Genomic DNA, 17320 nt, shown 5'->3' with positions numbered 1-17320 from the left:
GGAGACCGGTAAAGATCAAGGGGTGAAAGTCCCCGACCATTGAAGGACCAGCAATCCACAGGGTCCCTGAGTCATGCGTTGTATACCGTGAGGTATGGGGCGAAGCGTTGACAGGGGTGTTGACAGGCCAGCCATTGAGCCACGAAATGTATATTAAATTCCCGGGTGCCGACGTTGTACTGTTTACGGAAGGCAACATCATAGGGTGCGTTACTGCGAGTGCCATATGGACCCGGCGGGGTCTGAGACCCTGGCATGTCAATACGATCTTTACGCGGGAACCGGGAGATCTCCCCTCTGACCATCTGCCAGTGCCGGAGATGGCCCGCACCGGGAAGGCGAGGAGCCGAAGCCGGTGATGTACGGAGAGGAGAAGTCGGACTTGCTCATAGTAGCTGCGAAGCTGGCGAACAATCCGCAAGGAGCGGAGTCAGTGGAGCGAAGGAGCGGGGCCAAGGGAAACGCGGAACAGCCACACATGCGCCGGACGCAGAGCCGGGAAAGTATGTCACAGAGGCTGTCACGCGTGCGGGAAGCTGCGAAGCAGCGGAAGAAAGAACGGTTTACCGCATTGTTCCACCTCCTGACAGCAGAGGCACTGGAGAACGCATTCCTCTCCCTGAGCAGGAAAGCGGCTGCCGGAGTTGATGGTGTCAGGTGGAAGGACTACGCCGAAAACCTGAAGGTCAACATAGCAGATCTGCACCGGAGGCTTCATCAGGGCAGTTACAGGGCTCAGCCCGGCAGGCGGCACTACATCCCGAAAGCGGATGGAAAACAGCGCCCGCTCGGCATCGCCTCACTGGAGGACAAAATCGTCCAGTATGCGCTGGTTAAGATCCTGAATGCAGTCTACGAAAATGACTTTATGGGGTTTTCATACGGGTTCAGACCCGGGCGAAGCCAGCACAATGCGCTGGACGCACTGGCCACAGGGCTGGTTCGGACCAATGTAAACTGGGTACTGGATGCCGATATCAGTCAGTTCTTCGACAAGGTAAGCCATGAATGGCTAATCAGGTTCATAGAACACAGAATCGGCGACCAGAGGGTAATCAGGCTCATACGAAAGTGGCTCACAGCCGGGACCTCAGAGGAAGGAGAATGGCGGGCATCGGAGGAAGGCACCCCACAGGGTGCGGTTATCTCGCCGCTGCTGGCAAACATCTACCTCCACTATGTCTTCGATCTGTGGGCGCATCAGTGGCGACGCCGCCATGCCACAGGCAATGTGGTCATGGTCAGATACGCAGATGACATAGTCATCGGGTTCGACAAGCGAATCGACGCTCAATGCTTTCGTATAGCCATGCAGCGCAGACTGAAGGAGTTCGGACTCACGGTACATCCGAAGAAAACCCGACTGATGGAGTTCGGCCGCTTCGCAGCCGAAAACCGCGCCAGCAGGGGAAAAGGTAAACCAGAAACGTTCAACTTCCTCGGGTTCACGCATATCAGTGGGAAAGATCGTAGTGGCAGGTTCATGCTGATACGAAAGACACGCCGGGACAGGATGACGGCGACACTGAAAGCGATCAAGGACGGACTACGAAAGCGCTGGCATTACTCAATCCCCGAACAGGGAAAATGGCTCAGGAGAGTGGTTCAGGGATACCTGAACTACCACTCAGTCCCGGGCAACTATCCCATGATGCGGAAGTTCAGGATATACGTAACAGACCTCTGGCGACGGGCGCTGAGGCGCAGGAGCCAGCAGGATGATACGACATGGACGAAAGCAAACAGACTGGCAGCCGTATGGCTGCCGAAGGTTCGGGTTCTGCATCCATGGCCTGTGGAGCGGTTCACCGCCAGACACCCAAGGCAGGAGCCCGGTGCGTGAATAGCGCACGCCGGGATCTGTGCGGGGGGTACCCGGTAACGGGTATCCCTACCGCGACATTATTTTGCGGAGGCCGTTTTTTTTCAAGTCATCTTGTTGCCGTTGTCTGTAACCATTTGCTGTTCCTGCAAAAACAGGGAAATTTCAGAAGGATCACTGCCAGCCCGGAGAATCGTTATCTAATAAAATGTAATATACTGAAGTACAGTGTATTTATTCTGAGTGGAGTGATTATGAATACGGGTTTAAGGCAGGTTCTGCGATATGCAGGCGTCCCGGTTGACGCCGCTGAACCGGTGCGCCGGCAATTCGGTAGCCGCCTGATTTTAATCGTGACGGTTGCTCTTCTTCCGCTGTTGATTGTTGACGTCCCTCAGTGGATATTTGTGCTCTCCCAGATTATCTGGGGAAGCGGTATGTATATTGGTATCTCCGTGGCCAGTGATAAACCAGATCGCCGGTAAGCTCAGAACGAGAGGTCTCCCGGATCGCCTGGTGACGGGCAACTGATAAACCGGCGCCGTGCCATCAACACCGGATAAGGACGTCACCGGCTTGTCGTTGCCGCCGACTCCGCTTCACCCGGCCCCATCCCTCCGGTCTGTGGCCTGATTCCTGCGTCTGTCGCGTTGCGACATTTGCTTCCGCTTTTCTCCCTGTGGTCGAAATACGGGTTAGACAAACCTTTTATTCAACCTCTGCATCGCGACGGGTAGTGCTGTGCCTTCACTTTACCCGGCCGCTGCAGATGCAAGGGTTCGCTGACGCCGCCATCCTCGCCCGGTCGCAGGTTACTGATGATGCTCGCTGTTCTTCCCGTCGTTTTCTCGCTCAGGTTTCGCTCGAAAACCGTCCAGACCAGCTTCGTGCTTTATCTGCGCTGCGGCCTCCGGTGTCGCCCCTGCGTCTTCCGCTTTCCGCCGGGCTGTCGTGTCGGCACGGCACAACCCGGTGCCGCAATCTTATGAACCTGTGGAGGTTGCTATGTATCATGCCCGTCAAACCATGCTGAATGTTGAGGAGTCCGACCGTCTCTCGTTCCTGCCGGATCTGTTTGGTAACGATTTTCTGGCCGGAGAGATGCAGGTCTATGCGCTCGCTGTGAAACACATCACCGATTACTGCGGAGGCTTCTGGCATTTCATCCGAATTCCGGAGGGCGGCGGCTACATGATGCCTGACGGTGACCGTTTCCATCTGACTAACCCGGATAACTGGTTTGATCGGTCCGTCAGCGCGGATGCGGCCGGAGTTATCATTACGGCGCTGGCGATCAACCGCCGTATCTGGCTGCACCATGAACGCGGTGATGCTGCCCTGACACGCCACCTGATGCTGCGGGAATCGCAGCTGTGGGATTTCATTGACTCTCATGACGAATGCGCAGCTATTTACGCGGCTCTTGACTGATACTACATCGGGGCGCCCGACGTCCCGTTTAAGGTCTGAGACGGCACGATCTGTGGGGAGCTTACCCGGCTTCGCAGATCGGTGCGGCCGCGCGAAAATCCTGGCAGGCTTCGCCTGCCGGTGAGGCGGTTCGCCACGCCTGCGGCGCTGCGTACAGGCCTCACCTCAACAGGTCGCCAGTTAAGAATTAAGAGCGTAATATCTGCGTACCCTTTCTTCTTTTGCGGAATTTGGGTATGTCGCAGTGGAATATTGCCTCTTTTTCAAAAGAGGAGCAGGACAAAGTTGCCGTCGATAAGGTGGCCGCTGCTGTTGCCTGGCAGGAACGCATGAACAAGCCCGTCATGCCGGAACTTGTTGAACGGGAACAGCCTGAACACCTGCGCGAATATTTCCGTGAACGGCTCTGCGTACATCGACTGAACAGTCAGCAGCTGCTGCGCGCAAATGCGCCCGAATATAATAAACCGGGCGATGATCAGCAGAATTGATTTTCTTACTCAGTGTGTCCAGGGAGGGTAATCTGTGCGTATGTCTCTGATGTTTGCTGCCGTGACGCTTTTAACCGGCATTAACCTGTTTTTTATTCCGTTTCAGCCTGTTCCGGCTCTGTGGGGGGCTATCCTGGCCGTTGCTTTTGTTCTGATTAATGTCGTGGCGGATAAGCTGCGCCTCTGGAGTGGCATTGCGTGGATTATCGTTGCCGGCATCATCATAACGCTGATGCTGAAGGGGAAAGAGCCGGGTGACGAATTTCGTGCCCTGATCACCGTTTTCGCTTTCCTGGCTTCTGCCTGGTACTGCGTTGTTCAGTACAGAAAAGAGAAGGGCGAATCTCAGTCCTGACCTGACCAGACCGGTACTCTCCATCTTGCTGCAGCTCTTCCTCTGTTTAACTTTCTTTTCACACAATCTGCACCGGGGCCACCTTCGGCTCCTGACCCGCTGGCGCGGTTCAGTCGTCGAGCCACACTCCGCTAACCGCGAAAAGACGCGGTAAGCTCCGCCGAACCCGCCAGGCGGTTTCGGGCCTGCCGGCTAGTGTCTGATGTCTGAGGTCAACGGCAGCGCTTGCTGCGACCGTTCCGGCCGCGCCGCTTTCACCGTGCCGGCGAAGGACTGCCGGCACTCTGCAGGGCAACGCCGTTTCGCGCCCGCGCGTTCCATCGTTGCGGCGGGTGCCTGCTCCTTTCCCCTGGTACCCGAATCACCCGTTTGAGTCCATTCGCCCGGGCTGACATAGCCACAACCTGTCGCATTGGCTGTCCAGGGTGTAATGAACAGTCCACAAAACTTTTTGCATGGAACCGCAAAAACTTTTGTGTCCTGCCCCGGACAGATGCGTCAGGCCGTGGCGTCTTTGCCCTTGCGGCGAACGGCTCTCAAACGGGTGAAGGTAACAACCAGGGGGCAGGTTCAGCAGGTCCCCGCACAAAGTCAAAACCGCGGCCCCGGCAACTCAACGGGTGATGGTTTTTAAAGACAAAACAACAGAGTAAGGAGATTCATCATGGCAGCACGTGGCGTTAACAAAGTCATTCTGGTCGGACATCTGGGACAGGAACCGGATGTGCGTTACATGCCCAACGGGGGCGCAGTGGCCAATCTGACGCTGGCCACGTCTGAAACATGGCGTGACAAGCAGACGGGAGAGATGCGCGAAAACACCGAGTGGCACCGTGTTGTCATGTTCGGCAAGCTCGCGGAAGTGGCGGGCGAATACCTGCGTAAAGGCGCGCAGGTCTACATCGAGGGCCAGCTGCGCACCCGCAACTGGCAGGACGATGCCGGAGTCACGCGCTACGTCACCGAGGTGCTGGTCGGCCAGAACGGCACCCTGCAGATGCTCGGCGGCCGCCGTGAATCCGGTGTGCCTGAGAGCACTGCGCAGCCGCAGAGTCCTGCCGCCCCGGCACAACCTGCTCAGGCCCCGGCTAAATCCCCGAAAGCGAAGGGCGGTAAGAAAGGCCGTCAGGATGCGGCTCCGTCTCAGCAACCGCCTCAGCCACTCCCGGATGATTTCCCACCAATGGATGACGACGCGCCCTTTTAAACCATGATGAAGACGCCCCGTTCAGGCGGGGCAGAGAAGGAGAAACATATGGACCATAACGTTTTGTCCCCGCTTGAATCTCTGCCGGATGGCACGTTTACCCGCGAGCAGGCTCAGATTGTCGCCGCGCAGTATCAGAATGTGGCGATTGAAGATGACCAGGGGACCCATTTTCGCCTTGTCGTCCGTCATCAGGATGACGGCAGCATGGTCTGGCGCGTCTGGAATTTTGAACCGGGCGGCGAGGACATGATGAACCGTTACATCCGGGACTACGGAGTACGCAAAACGCAATAAGCCGTAATAGGTGCCGGGCAGATGGGTCTGCCCGGCAGACATTAACCAATATCGGAGAGAAATCAATTATGTCAGTGACCGAGTCTAAAGCAAAAGCGCCGGTTAAAACCAGCAAAAAATCGGTGAACCCTGCCGAATCCGCCGCCCTGAAAGCCGCGCTTGAGGCTGCTCAGGTTGAGATGGTGCCGCTGTCGGCGCTGGTCAAATCCCCGCTGAACGTTCGCACGATCCCCTATCCGGCTGACAGTGTCCGGGAGATGGCTGACTCCATCATGGCGATCGGCCTGATCCAGAATCTGGTGGTTCACTCGCTGCCGGACGGTATGTCAGGGGTGGCTGCAGGTGGCCGCCGTCTTGCCGCCCTGCAACAGTTGCTCAGCGAGCAGCGCATCGATGCCGGGTATCTCGTTGTCGCCAAGCGTGTCAGTGACGACCTGGCGATGGTTGCCTCGATGGTCGAGAACAACCAGCGGGTGGCCATGCATCCGGCAGAGCAAATCAGCGGGTTCCGCACCCTGTCAGAAGAGGGGAAAACCCCGGCTCAAATCGGGGACCTGCTGGGCTACAGTGCCCGTCACGTTCAGCGGATGCTGAAGCTGGCAAACCTCGCCCCGGAACTGATCACCCTGCTGGCAGAGGACAAACTCGACGTGGAGCAGTGTCAGGCCCTGAGTCTGGAGAGCGACCCGGCACGTCAGGTGCAGGTGTATGACCAGGTGAAAACCTCATACGGCAGCACACCCGCTCACCTGCTGAAGCGGGCCATCACGGATACGGAAATCGCCGTAACCCACTCCCGCTTCGTGTTTATCGGTCGTGAAGCGTATGAGGCCGCCGGGGGCGTGGTGCGTGAGGATCTGTTCAGCGCCCAGGAGGGAGACGGAACGGCTGATGGGGTACTGGTTGAGCGTCTGGTTCAGGAGAAGCTGGCGGCGGCTGCGCTGGCCATCGAACAACAGGAAGGCTGGTCATGGTCACTGGCTCGTGAGGGCTCCGTCAGAAACTACGGCGATGACCGCGAGCATTATCTGGTGCTGCCGGCGCCGGAGGGGGAATTCAGCGCTGAGGAGCTACAGCGTCTTGATGAACTGTACGCCACGCTGGAGGCAACGGAAACCTTTGAGGATGAAGCCGCGATTCAGGTGCTGATTGATGAGATTGAAAATGCGGCGTCAGTTCGGGCGTGGACACCGGAGCAGAAAGCGGCCTGTGGCGTGGTGGTCAGTCTGTATGACGGTGAGCTTTGCGTCCAGCGTGGTGTCCAGAAGAAGATCCAGACGGCGGTCTCTGACGTCGGGGAACACGGTGGCGATCAGGCTGCCGTACATGTGGTCACCCGCAGTATCCCTGATGCGGCAGAAGGCATCAGCATGCCGTTGCTGAAAAAAATGTCTTCAGAAAGGACACTGGCGGTTCAGGCCGAACTGGTTAAGCAGCCACAGAAAGCCGTGGCCCTGATGGCCTGGCGGCTGTGCAGTTGCGTGTTTGACTACTGCACCACCACCCGGCATCCGTTCGTCCTGCGCCTTGAGGTGCATCACAGCGGCCTGACCAGTGAAGCCCCGACCGGAGAGGAAGGTCAGGCATGGCGGTATCTGATGCAGGAGAAAGCCCGTCTGGAAGCCCTGCTGCCGGAGGGGTGGCAGAAGGATTTCACCACCTTCTTTACCCTCGACGGGCAGACCCTGATGTCGCTGATGGCCTTCTGTGCTGCCTGTTCCGTCGACGGTGTTCAGACCCGTGAATGTGGACATACCGGCCGCAGTGACCTCGATGGCGTGGAGGCGGCGCTGGGATTTCATCTGCGCGACTGGTGGCAGCCGACAGCGGATAACTTCCTCGGGTTGCTCAGCAAGGCCCAGATTGTGGCGGCGCTGAAGGAGGCCGGGCTGACCGGAGCCGCCTCGGATGCCGAAAAAATGAAGAAGGGTGATGCTGCCAGCCATGCGGAACAGTGGCTCTCCGGCTCCCGCTGGGTACCGGGCTGGATGCAGTCCCCGGATGCCGCAAAGCCGGACGATGCACATGCTGCCCCTGACACTGACGAACCGACTTCACACGCAGCCTGATAACGGAGACGCCGCCCTGCGGGGCGGCGATAAGGAGACTGAAGATGAAAACGTTACTGACTCTGGACGTCCTCAAAACCATGTCCATCGACGAGCTGGAAGATTACCGCGCTGCGGGTGAAGATTTTCGCCGTGAGCTGACCCATGCAGTGATGCGTGTTCTGCATCTGCCGTCAGGCTGGTCCGTGAACGGTGAATATCGCAGTGAGTTTGGCGGTTTTTTCCCGGTTCAGATCCGCTTTTCTCCGGCCCATTGCCATTTTGATGTCGCTGTCTGCAGCCCCGGAGAGTTGAGTGAGCGCTGGATGATCGTCTTTGTGACACGTGGTGGCCAGCCGTTCTCTGTTGTTCGCAGCATGGAAGCATTTAACCCGGAGTTGATCTCCCACACGCTAGCATTGATAGCGTGTCTCGATACTGACGGATATTCCTGCGCCAGTATCATCAGTACGCTGGAACAGGAGGGCGCACAATGATCCCTTCGTCCCGTTCCCTTGTCACCCTGCAGCCTGCCCGGCAGGCTGCGCTGCAGGCCATCATGACCGTGGAGAATGCCCGCCAGCGCGGTGCTCGTCTGTCTGCAGCGCCACACGTGCGTACTTTCCTGCGCCTGCTGACCGGGAACAGCCGTATGAACACGACCGTGGCGCTGCGCATTCCCGGCCTGAACTGGGACCCGAAACATCGTCTGAGCAGTCTTAAACAGGTGGAAGAGGCGCTCGATGCACTGATTGCCAGTCACGGGGAGTGCTGCCCGCTGCCGCTGCCGGTTGATGTTCAGGCCGAACTGTTCCCCGAGGTGCAGCACAGCCGGACTGAGCGCCGGAAACAGCGCAGCAGCCTCGCCTTTACCCGTAAGATGCGTCGGGAAGAACGCGCAATGGTGCATCACTGGCGATTACGGCAGAACCTGCTGGGACAGGCCGTCACGGAGCTGAATTTCCAGTCACCGGAAACGGTCATCAGCTGGTACCGCCGGTGGGCCGGTGAGTTTGACGCGCGTGAGCTTGCCCCTGCCTTCTGGCACTGGCGATCGCGATATGCCTCGCTGGCCTCTCTGGACTGGCTGCGGGATGCCGGGGAGCCGCTGTATGGTGTCATGCATGAAATCAGCTTCATTGTGAGAGAGACGCCGGAGTCTGTGCGTCAGGCAGAACGCTGGCAGGTCCCGAACAAGCTGACACACCGGAGCCACGGATGAAGTGGCGCTATTCCCTGCGCTGGAAACTGCCGCACAGGCCCTGCCCGGGTCCACAGGAGCTGGTTTCCGTTGTCGTGGAGGCAGGGCAGGCGGCACCTGAAGAAGTGATGTCTTGCTGGGTAGCGGGCGCGGGATATGCGGTATGCGTGGATTTTCTGGACGAGAGGCAGATTAAGCGCTGGAGCGACGAGCGGAAAGCCGCCGCCCGCCACCGGAATCTGGTGCGCCGCATCAACAGGATTGCGCCCTTGTTTGCCGACGAGCTGATCGAGCGGGAGCTTGAGAGCAGACCCGGGTATTTTCGCGGCAAATCAGAACGATGATGGCGCGATGCCTGGTCAGTCTGGCAGCGGGTAAGGTATACTGGCGGTGGCGCTTGAGGCTTTTTGCCTCATGACGTGAAGGTGGTTTGTTACCGTGTTGTGTGGCAGAAAGCAGAAAGCCCCGTAGTTAATTTTCATTAACCCACGAGGCCACCTGTATGCCTAGACAACATCAGGATAGCCTCTTAGATGCCGCAAGGCAAGGAGAAGAAGGCCATGAAACTGCCGCGAAACACTCTGCTCGGGTGCGTATTAATAGTGTGTCTCACACTGCTGATATTCACTTATCTGACCCGGAAATCACTCTGTGAAATCCGGTACAGGGACACGAACAGGGAGGTGGCGGCTTTTATGGCTTACGAATCCGCTAAGTAGCTAACCCCGGCGGAGGGAAACCTCCGCCACTCAGGGGCTGAAATTGTCTGGACATACCTGAAGCGCCTTTATGAAGGGGTTGCCGGTTCGCCGGTAGCCCCTTTTTCCTTTCAGTTAATAACATCTGGCCACCTTCGGCTCCCGGTCGCTCCGCGTCCAGTCGTCGAGCCACACTCCGCTAACCGCGAAATGATGCGGTAAGCTCCGCCGAACCCGCGGGGCGGTTTCGGGCCATTCGGCTAGTGTCTGATGGCTGACGTCAACGGCGCGCTTGCTGCGTCCGTTCCGGTCGCGCCGCTTTCACCGTGCCGGCGATAAAGCTGCCGGCACTCTGATGGCGCCACGCCGTTCCGTCGTGTCGGGTGTGTTCATTCTCATCCCTTCCCCTGGTGAGTCATCTCTCGTCCGTTCCCCGGCGGAGGGCTGGTCGTAGCACCGTCGCGTCGTCATCCAAGAGGTAAATGAACTCCGCCAAAAACTTTTTGCATCGGACCGCAAAAACTTTTTGTCTCCGCCCCTTTCCTTCCTCCTTGCGACGTCGCTCCTTTGCCCTTTGCCGCCAGGGAACTCACCGAGAGATGGATTAACCACCAGACAAGAGGAAAAGCAGAATGAACACACACAACGTCAACGTCAAAACCGCCACCAAAGAATCTTCCGAAAGATGGGTTATGGCCTGCCCGGAACCGATCGCAGCAAAGGTGCTGGCATTTCACGGACAGAGCGCCAGCTATGCATTTAATGTCCTGGCTGATTTGAAAGCTGTCGGTGCGTCATATGCACGACGAAACATTATCGCAGATATGTTTCGTCGTTTAGGTGTGAAGTAACCCACTGAAGGAGAACTGTTATGGACCGTCGAAATATGAACCTCCGCACTGACGGCTTTGTGCGCAACATTCACTCCCGTAACCCGTTCGATGTTATCCGCGCCGATGTGGTGCTGGCACGTATCGAGAAAGAGGCGGGGCGCTGCTGCGGTATGCACTTCGAACTGTATCAGGCGCGTGTGCTGGGCGATGCGCTGGATTATCTGGACGCCCTGCCGCTGAAAGACCGCCCTGTACTCATGGGCGCGGCGGCAAAGCGTGGTTACATCCTGACGTTTTCGGAAGAAGAGCACGCGCTGGAAGCAAAAGATGTGCTGATGAGCGAACTGGCGGCAAACGAATAAATAAGCACGGGGGCGGCGTGCTGCTGCCTCCCTTAACCCGAAGGAGAAAAATATGTACTTACACCTGACTGAATCTTCCGCCGTTCCGGGAATGCAGGCTACTGCTGAAGCGGAACGCGAATACTGGCTGAGTCGCCAGAAAACGGCGGTAAAAGCCCCCGCTGAAATAGACGTCCACGCCTTCCATGATGCGCTGGGCCTGATGTACCCGCTCAACTGGTCAACGAGCGAAAGCGGCAGCTGGGAGACGTTCATGCTGCAGGAAATGGTCTGCGGGGACGTGACAGAGATTTACGCCCGCTACGGAGCCAGATATTACCGGCTGCGGGATGTGTGCAACCTGAGCCATGAGGGCACTGTTGCAAATAGTCGGTGGTGATAAACTTATCATCCCCTTTTGCTGATGGAGCTGCACATGAACCCATTCAAAGGCCGGCATTTTCAGCGTGACATCATTCTGTGGGCCGTACGCTGGTACTGCAAATACGGCATCAGTTACCGTGAGCTGCAGGAGATGCTGGCTGAACGCGGAGTGAATGTCGATCACTCCACGATTTACCGCTGGGTTCAGCGTTATGCGCCTGAAATGGAAAAACGGCTGCGCTGGTACTGGCGTAACCCTTCCGATCTTTGCCCGTGGCACATGGATGAAACCTACGTGAAGGTCAATGGCCGCTGGGCGTATCTGTACCGGGCCGTCGACAGCCGGGGCCGCACTGTCGATTTTTATCTCTCCTCCCGTCGTAACAGCAAAGCTGCATACCGGTTTCTGGGTAAAATCCTCAACAACGTGAAGAAGTGGCAGATCCCACGATTCATCAACACGGATAAAGCGCCCGCCTATGGTCGCGCGCTTGCTCTGCTCAAACGCGAAGGCCGGTGCCCGTCTGACGTTGAACACCGACAGATTAAGTACCGGAACAACGTGATTGAATGCGATCATGGCAAACTGAAACGGATAATCAACGCCACGCTGGGATTTAAATCCATGAAGACGGCTTACGCCACCATCAAAGGTATTGAGGTGATGCGTGCACTACGCAAAGGCCAGGCCTCAGCATTTTATTATGGTGATCCCCTGGGCGAAATGCGCCTGGTAAGCAGAGTTTTTGAAATGTAAGGCCTTTGAATAAGACAAAAGGCTGCCTCATCGCTAACTTTGCAACAGTGCCATTTATACTGCCGCAGCCTTGGACAGTTCGTGGTTTACGTAACCGGTATTGTTCCCACGTTTCGAGCTTTCCAGAACGACCTTCAACCCTCACCATCGGCCCTGCCAATGACAAGTTTGCCCACAAGGCAGTCTCGGAGATTCTTTTCGACCCATCAGCAACTTATGCCTAAGTCACCGGCGGCTTGCCTGCCACACATTGAACATTACAGACCAATTAGCACTTTGTCACCGGGGAAAGATGTAAAGATTATGTATAAATAGATTGGCTTAGAAGTGACATTTCAACTTTGGAGAAACAGGTGACATTTTAAACTTGCTTTAACAAAATTTTGGGACTGACCGAAACAAAAAGGCCAGCCCCGGAGGGCTGGCTATTCAGTACAGGGCAATGACAGGTTTCTTGATGCCGCAGGCGTGAGCGTAGCGGGTCAGTGTGTCGATGCTGGCTTTGGTGATGTTGTTTTCCAGGCGAGAAATAACCGGAGGTGTAACCCCCATGCGTTCAGCAACCTGCGCTTTTGTCAGGTTGTCATGCTTGCGCCATTCAGCAAGCAGCTCCCTGAGCTTTTCCTTACGTTCTTCTTCCTGCCATGCAGCGCGATATTCATCGTCCTGCATCCACTCGTTATGCAGTTCTTTATGGCTTACCAGTTTCATTAAGTACCTCCGCTAACCGCTTTTTGGCGAGATCGATTTCTTTCGCTGGCGTTTTCTGTGACTTCTTGATGAAAACACGGAGCATGATGATGGTATTGCCTTTGTGGTATACCCAGATTCCCCTGGCTATGTCCGTCCCCATCGTGCGGATCTCAAAAAGTCCATCGCCCAGGGGCTTCGTGTCCGGCTCCCGCAGTAATCGGGCGTCATACTCCAGTTTGCCGATGAGACGGTCAAACTTCACCCTGATTTTTACGGGTAATGCTGTGGCTTCTTCCCTGGCTTCCGGGTGATAAACAACGCTAAACATGTGACCTCCCATTTCTATTAATATTAACCTATAGGCTAATTTCAGACAAGGTAGAATTAACCTATAAGCTAATTTTGTTGGCAGTTATCGTGGCTACCCGGTCACTACCCTGTTAGCGTGAGTTTTCGTTCCACTGAGGAACGGGGATTTATGCGCGTTAGCGCATGTAAGGCGGCAGGATGAAATGACAGGTAGCACCGAGGGTTAGCCGCCGATACCAGTGAGGGATCGAAAGGGATCGCCTATCCATCCCTTCACCCTGCAAAGCCATATTCCGCTAAAAGCGGCTCAGAGGCTTTTGTGCGCGGTCGGAGTGGTCACAACAAGGCGAAGCCGCAGTTGGGGCGTATCTCCGCGTTAGCGGGTCGTAAGAGCCGCTTACGAGCGTGTAAGCTAATTCTTCAGCGATATTTGCTGACGTATCCGGCGTGGCCGGATTTGTCCAATCCCTCGATGGCTAACAGCTCGCCTGTTAGCCATCGAGGGATTCCGTTCTGAATGCCCCGCGCTTTAGCGTGGGGAGCTACTTTTGAGGCGCTCGCGCCGATGCTGTTCGGTTATCCACTTTTTAAAGGGGATAACAGTAATGTCTTTTATTTTTTGGTTTATCTTTTAATACGTAAGTAATTAAAAGATAAACCAAAAGAGTATTTGCGCCATCTCGTTTGCACTTCATTATCACTTACCCACAAGCTATACAGCAGTTGTGGTGGGTCTACGCCGGAACCGCCGAAAAATCCGTCATTCCTGTAGGCGGGATGGGTTGGATTTCGAAAATTATTGTACGTTAAGGCTGTTTTTTGTACTGAGGTTTATTGCAGACGTGCAGAATCCCCGCCAGCTAAGGCGGTAGTAGGCGGGGATCAGGCAAAGGTTAGGGAGTAGTATTCCTGTTTGCGCTGGCGAGCCACTTCACGCTTCGCTTTCATCCTGGCTAACCCGGCAGCGGCCTTACGCGTCCAGTTCTCAACCTTGATAGCGATTAACCGGACATCCCCGGAGGATATGATTTCTTCCGGGTTGGCCTTAAGCAGCCTGGCGCGTTCCCGGTAAACCTGTTTTAGCGGGATGCCGAGAATGGCGAAGAAATCCTCTGTAACCTCAATGTGCTTGCAGGCGCAACGGGCGTCATAAGGGTTGAAAGGGGCTTTTTCCGAGATGATGGCATTAAGCCAGGAGAGGCGATCACATCCCCGGCTGGCACGAGAAATCGACTTGTGACCCGCATCACTGCGCGTCGCCAGCCCGGCGCGTTCGGCCAACGTTTCAAGGTTATGTATGGTTTGCCAGTCTCTTAGGGGTCAGTTTGGATATAGAGAATTATTGTACGGCAAGCCTGTTTTTTGAACAGGCTTGCCTATAGCAATAGGGTGTACCCTTATGCGATACCATTTTTGTTAAAAATTCCGCATCAAATAATTTATGAGGGAAACTATATGGCAAGGAGGCAGATTCTTTCTCTGTCGGAAAGAGAATCATTACTGGCATTGCCAGATGATGAGTTAACGCTGACCCGAATGGCCTATTTCAGTGAGCATGATCTGGCACTTATCAGTGCTCACCGTAAACCTGCCAGCCGTTTTGGTTTTGCCGTCCTTCTTTGCTACCTGAAAAATGTCGGCTTTGCTCCGGATAAAAAAATCCCACCCTCTGATGCGCTGCTGAAGCATATCGCCAGCAGGCTAAAGCTTACCGGGGATCTCTGGCCTGCTTACCTTTCCGGCAGGGATACGACCCGGCGTGAGCATTTAACCGAACTGTACCGCTATCTTGGCGTAAAGGCGTTCACCGGCAAAATACAGCAGGACGGTATTACGCACCTGTTGTCGATGGCGACGCGCACCGATAAAGGTATTCTCCTGGCCGAAGAGTTACTGGTCTGGCTCCGGCAGAACAACGTGATAATTCCCGCGATTGATGTCGTGGAGCGGACCTGTGCGGAGGCCATGGCTGGCGGAGATAAAATCGTATTTCAGACCCTGAATGCCCCGTTAACTCCGGCGCACCGGGATGCCCTGGATCGTTTACTTGAGTCATCAGATAATCAGCCTTCCAGGCTGACATGGCTTCTGCAACCGCCGGGTAAAATCAATGGTAAGAACGTACTGCAACATCTTGATCGGCTCAGCAGCATTGAATCGCTGGCATTACCTGAAGGTATAGATCGTACCATTCACCAGAACCGGTTGCTGAAACTGGCGCGGGAAGGCCGAAAGATGAGTAGCCGGGATTTGACCCGATTTTCAGCAGCCCGCCGTCATGCGATCCTGGTCTGCGTGCTGGAAGAAGCCAGAGCCACACTGACAGACGAAGTGATTGAGCTGCATGAACGAATGCTGAACAGCCTTTTCAACAAAGCCAAAAGAACACAGGCTGAGCGCCTTCAGCAGACCGGAAAGCTGATCCAGTCCAAACTGAGGCAGTACATCGATGTTGGTCAGGCGCTGTCTGATGCCCGCGACTCCGGTGGCGATCCATGGCTCGCAATAGAAAACATACTCCCGTGGCCTGAATTTGTCGCCAGTCTGGAGGAAACACGCCATCTCGCCAGAAAAAATAATTTTGACCCGCTGCATATTATTACTGAGAAATACAGCACATTACGGAAATATGCCCCGCGCATGTTGTCCGCTTTACAGTTAGTCGCAACCCCGGCAGCACAACCTCTGGCTGATGCGCTGGTTGTGATCAAGGATATGTACCGGAAGCAGTCACGTAAAGTTCCGGCGACTGCGCCGCTTGAGTTTGTCCCTGAAAGCTGGCGCAAGGTGGTGATTACACCTGCGGGTATTGACCGGCAGTATTATGAATTTTGTGCGCTCAGCGAGCTTAAGGGAGCGTTGCGCTCCGGGGACATCTGGGTTAAAGGCTCACGCCGCTACAAAAATTTTGATGATTACCTCATTCCCGAAAAGGACTTTGACAAACTCACACCGGCGCTGCCACTGCCCGTATCTGCTGATTATCATGAGTACATTGCCAGCCGTATGACTCTGCTTCAGTCCAGACTTGAAGAGGTCAATGCCATGGCTGCCCTTGGTGAACTGCCCGATGTGGAAATATCCGACAAGGGCGTAAAAGTCTCTCCGCTGGATAACTGCGTTCCGGCACAGGTTTCACCGCTGGCAGAACTGGTTTACAGCATGCTACCGCGACCTAAAATCACGGAAATTCTCGACGAGGTAAACTGCTGGACGACGTTTACCCGTCATTTTTCGCATATAAAAAATGACATTACCCGTCCCGATACCCGCCAGCTCCTCACCACCATTCTTGCGGATGGCATCAATCTTGGCCTGACCAAAATGGCAGAAGCCTGCCCCGGGAGCACCAAATCATCACTCGAAGATATTCAGGCATGGTATACCCGCGACGAAACCTATTCAGCCGCGCTTGCTGAGCTGGTAAATGCGCAGGGAAAAAGACCACTGGCGGCATTCTGGGGAGACGGAACAACGTCATCATCAGATGGACAGAATTTCAGAACAGGCAGCTCAGGCCGCTACGCAGGGCAGGTTAACCCGAAATATGGGCAAGAACCTGGACGTCAGTTTTATACCCATATTTCGGATCAATACAGCCCGTTTTACACCTGCATAATAAGTCGGGTCAGGGATTCAACCCATGTTCTCGATGGTTTGCTGTATCACGAAAGCGACCTGGAAATCAGGGAGCATTACACCGATACAGCTGGTTTCACCGATCATGTCTTTGCCCTGATGCATCTGCTAGGCTTTGCGTTCTGTCCACGAATCAGGGATCTCCACGACAAAAAGCTGTTTATCAAAGGGAAAGCAGACCAATACCCGGCGCTTCAGTCACTGATATCAACAACCAGCCTGAATCTGAAAGAGATCGAAATTCACTGGCGTGAAGTGCTGCGCCTGGCAACCTCGATAAAGCAGGGAACCGTGACGGCATCCCTGATGCTTAAAAAGCTTGCCAGCTACCCCAAGCAAAACGGACTTGCCAAAGCACTGAGGGAAATTGGCCGTATTGAACGAACGCTGTTTATGCTCGACTGGTTCCGCGATCCGGCACTTCGTCGGCGGGTACAGGCGGGACTGAATAAAGGAGAAGCCCGTAACGCGCTGGCGCGCGCGGTATTCCTGCACCGTCTGGGTGAAATCAGGGATCGTAAACCGGAAAATCAGAGCTACCGCGCCAGCGGACTGACGCTGCTGACGGCAGCTATCTCGCTGTGGAATACCATCTATATGGAAAGAGCGGTCGATGCCCTGAAGCGTAAAGGGATGAAGATCAACGAGCGACTGCTATCGCATTTGTCCCCGCTAGGCTGGGAACACATCAATCTTACAGGCGATTATATCTGGAAAAGCAACCGGATACCGGCTTCCGGTAAGTTTCGTCGGCTGCGGCCAGCTAAAGTAGGAAGGTCAAAAAACGACCTTAACGTACAATAATTTTCGATAT

General features: G+C 55.4%; 20 protein-coding genes and 1 pseudogene. 18 read left to right on the top strand and 3 right to left on the bottom strand.

The window, feature by feature from the left end:
• The first annotated feature begins 355 nt into the window (after positions 1–355).
• The 17 genes from ltrA (at position 356) to CDA56_RS29650 (ending at position 11865) form a co-directional block, all read left to right on the top strand.
• Positions 356–1843 carry a group II intron reverse transcriptase/maturase gene (ltrA, locus tag CDA56_RS29735; protein ID WP_161952885.1) on the top strand — a complete coding sequence of 496 codons (1488 nt, stop codon included), beginning with the start codon at positions 356–358 and terminating at the stop codon, positions 1841–1843.
• A gap of 233 nt (positions 1844–2076) precedes the next feature.
• Positions 2077–2307, top strand: coding sequence for a hypothetical protein (locus CDA56_RS29730; RefSeq protein ID WP_004206779.1), 231 nt, complete (start codon positions 2077–2079; stop codon positions 2305–2307).
• Between the two features lie 520 nt (positions 2308–2827).
• Positions 2828–3253, top strand: coding sequence for an antirestriction protein (locus CDA56_RS29725; protein ID WP_004206777.1), 426 nt, complete (start codon positions 2828–2830; stop codon positions 3251–3253).
• A 236-nt stretch (positions 3254–3489) separates the two neighbouring features.
• The gene (locus tag CDA56_RS29720; RefSeq protein WP_047727563.1) at positions 3490–3744 is read left to right on the top strand and encodes a DNA polymerase III subunit theta; all 255 of its coding nucleotides are present in this window, start codon (positions 3490–3492) and stop codon (positions 3742–3744) included.
• 34 nt (positions 3745–3778) lie between these two features.
• Entirely contained in the window at positions 3779–4099 is a 321-nt protein-coding gene (locus CDA56_RS29715; protein WP_032426243.1) for a hypothetical protein, read from the top strand.
• A gap of 664 nt (positions 4100–4763) precedes the next feature.
• Entirely contained in the window at positions 4764–5306 is a 543-nt protein-coding gene (gene ssb / locus CDA56_RS29705) for a single-stranded DNA-binding protein (RefSeq protein WP_004206772.1), read from the top strand.
• 48 nt (positions 5307–5354) lie between these two features.
• Positions 5355–5603: a DUF905 domain-containing protein gene (locus tag CDA56_RS29700; protein ID WP_004206771.1), complete on the top strand. Its 249-nt coding sequence runs from the start codon at positions 5355–5357 to the stop codon at positions 5601–5603.
• A gap of 68 nt (positions 5604–5671) precedes the next feature.
• Positions 5672–7672 (top strand): ParB/RepB/Spo0J family partition protein, encoded by a 2001-nt coding sequence (locus CDA56_RS29695; protein WP_040196882.1) that lies wholly within the window; start codon positions 5672–5674, stop codon positions 7670–7672.
• A gap of 44 nt (positions 7673–7716) precedes the next feature.
• Positions 7717–8148, top strand: a complete 432-nt coding sequence (gene psiB, locus CDA56_RS29690; RefSeq protein WP_038992715.1) for a conjugation system SOS inhibitor PsiB — start codon at positions 7717–7719, stop codon at positions 8146–8148.
• Positions 8145–8873 carry a plasmid SOS inhibition protein A gene (locus CDA56_RS29685; protein ID WP_047727561.1) on the top strand — a complete coding sequence of 243 codons (729 nt, stop codon included), beginning with the start codon at positions 8145–8147 and terminating at the stop codon, positions 8871–8873. Before psiB ends, CDA56_RS29685 begins: the two co-directional genes overlap by 4 nt.
• Positions 8870–9196 (top strand): hypothetical protein, encoded by a 327-nt coding sequence (locus CDA56_RS29680; protein WP_038992719.1) that lies wholly within the window; start codon positions 8870–8872, stop codon positions 9194–9196. The genes CDA56_RS29685 and CDA56_RS29680 overlap by 4 nt, the downstream gene beginning before the upstream one ends.
• A gap of 158 nt (positions 9197–9354) precedes the next feature.
• Positions 9355–9507 carry a DUF5431 family protein gene (locus CDA56_RS31450; RefSeq protein WP_269567326.1) on the top strand — a complete coding sequence of 51 codons (153 nt, stop codon included), beginning with the start codon at positions 9355–9357 and terminating at the stop codon, positions 9505–9507.
• Positions 9452–9571, top strand: a complete 120-nt coding sequence (locus CDA56_RS29670; protein ID WP_223156217.1) for a type I toxin-antitoxin system Hok family toxin — start codon at positions 9452–9454, stop codon at positions 9569–9571. The genes CDA56_RS31450 and CDA56_RS29670 overlap by 56 nt, the downstream gene beginning before the upstream one ends.
• Before the next feature lie 671 nt (positions 9572–10242).
• A complete protein-coding gene (locus tag CDA56_RS29665; RefSeq protein WP_223240703.1) occupies positions 10243–10401 on the top strand; it encodes a hypothetical protein in 159 nt (52 codons plus the stop codon).
• A 20-nt stretch (positions 10402–10421) separates the two neighbouring features.
• Positions 10422–10745 (top strand): hypothetical protein, encoded by a 324-nt coding sequence (locus CDA56_RS29660; RefSeq protein WP_009651959.1) that lies wholly within the window; start codon positions 10422–10424, stop codon positions 10743–10745.
• A gap of 52 nt (positions 10746–10797) precedes the next feature.
• Entirely contained in the window at positions 10798–11124 is a 327-nt protein-coding gene (locus CDA56_RS29655) for a hypothetical protein (protein ID WP_104011510.1), read from the top strand.
• A gap of 36 nt (positions 11125–11160) precedes the next feature.
• On the top strand, positions 11161–11865 hold the full coding sequence (locus CDA56_RS29650; protein ID WP_001067858.1) for an IS6-like element IS26 family transposase: 705 nt from the start codon (positions 11161–11163) through the stop codon (positions 11863–11865).
• 429 nt (positions 11866–12294) lie between these two features.
• Here the strand turns inward: CDA56_RS29650 and CDA56_RS29640 are convergent, their stop codons facing one another.
• The 3 genes from CDA56_RS29640 to CDA56_RS29630 all read right to left on the bottom strand — a co-directional run bounded on the left by CDA56_RS29640 (position 12295) and on the right by CDA56_RS29630 (position 14148).
• Positions 12295–12576, bottom strand: coding sequence for a helix-turn-helix domain-containing protein (locus CDA56_RS29640; RefSeq protein ID WP_000780222.1), 282 nt, complete (start codon positions 12574–12576; stop codon positions 12295–12297).
• Positions 12557–12886: a type II toxin-antitoxin system RelE/ParE family toxin gene (locus CDA56_RS29635; protein WP_000493286.1), complete on the bottom strand. Its 330-nt coding sequence runs from the start codon at positions 12884–12886 to the stop codon at positions 12557–12559. Before CDA56_RS29635 ends, CDA56_RS29640 begins: the two co-directional genes overlap by 20 nt.
• A gap of 863 nt (positions 12887–13749) precedes the next feature.
• The gene (locus CDA56_RS29630) at positions 13750–14148 is read right to left on the bottom strand and encodes a RepA family replication protein (RefSeq protein ID WP_001325170.1); all 399 of its coding nucleotides are present in this window, start codon (positions 14146–14148) and stop codon (positions 13750–13752) included.
• 174 nt (positions 14149–14322) lie between these two features.
• On the opposite strand from CDA56_RS29630, the pseudogene CDA56_RS29625 reads away from it, so the two are divergent.
• Positions 14323–17300 (top strand): annotated as a pseudogene (locus tag CDA56_RS29625) (Tn3 family transposase).
• Positions 17301–17320 lie beyond the last annotated feature (20 nt).

The sequence above is a fragment of the Klebsiella michiganensis genome (assembly GCF_002925905.1).
GTDB lineage: Bacteria > Pseudomonadota > Gammaproteobacteria > Enterobacterales > Enterobacteriaceae > Klebsiella > Klebsiella michiganensis.
This window is presented reverse-complemented; position numbering and strand designations above follow the sequence as displayed.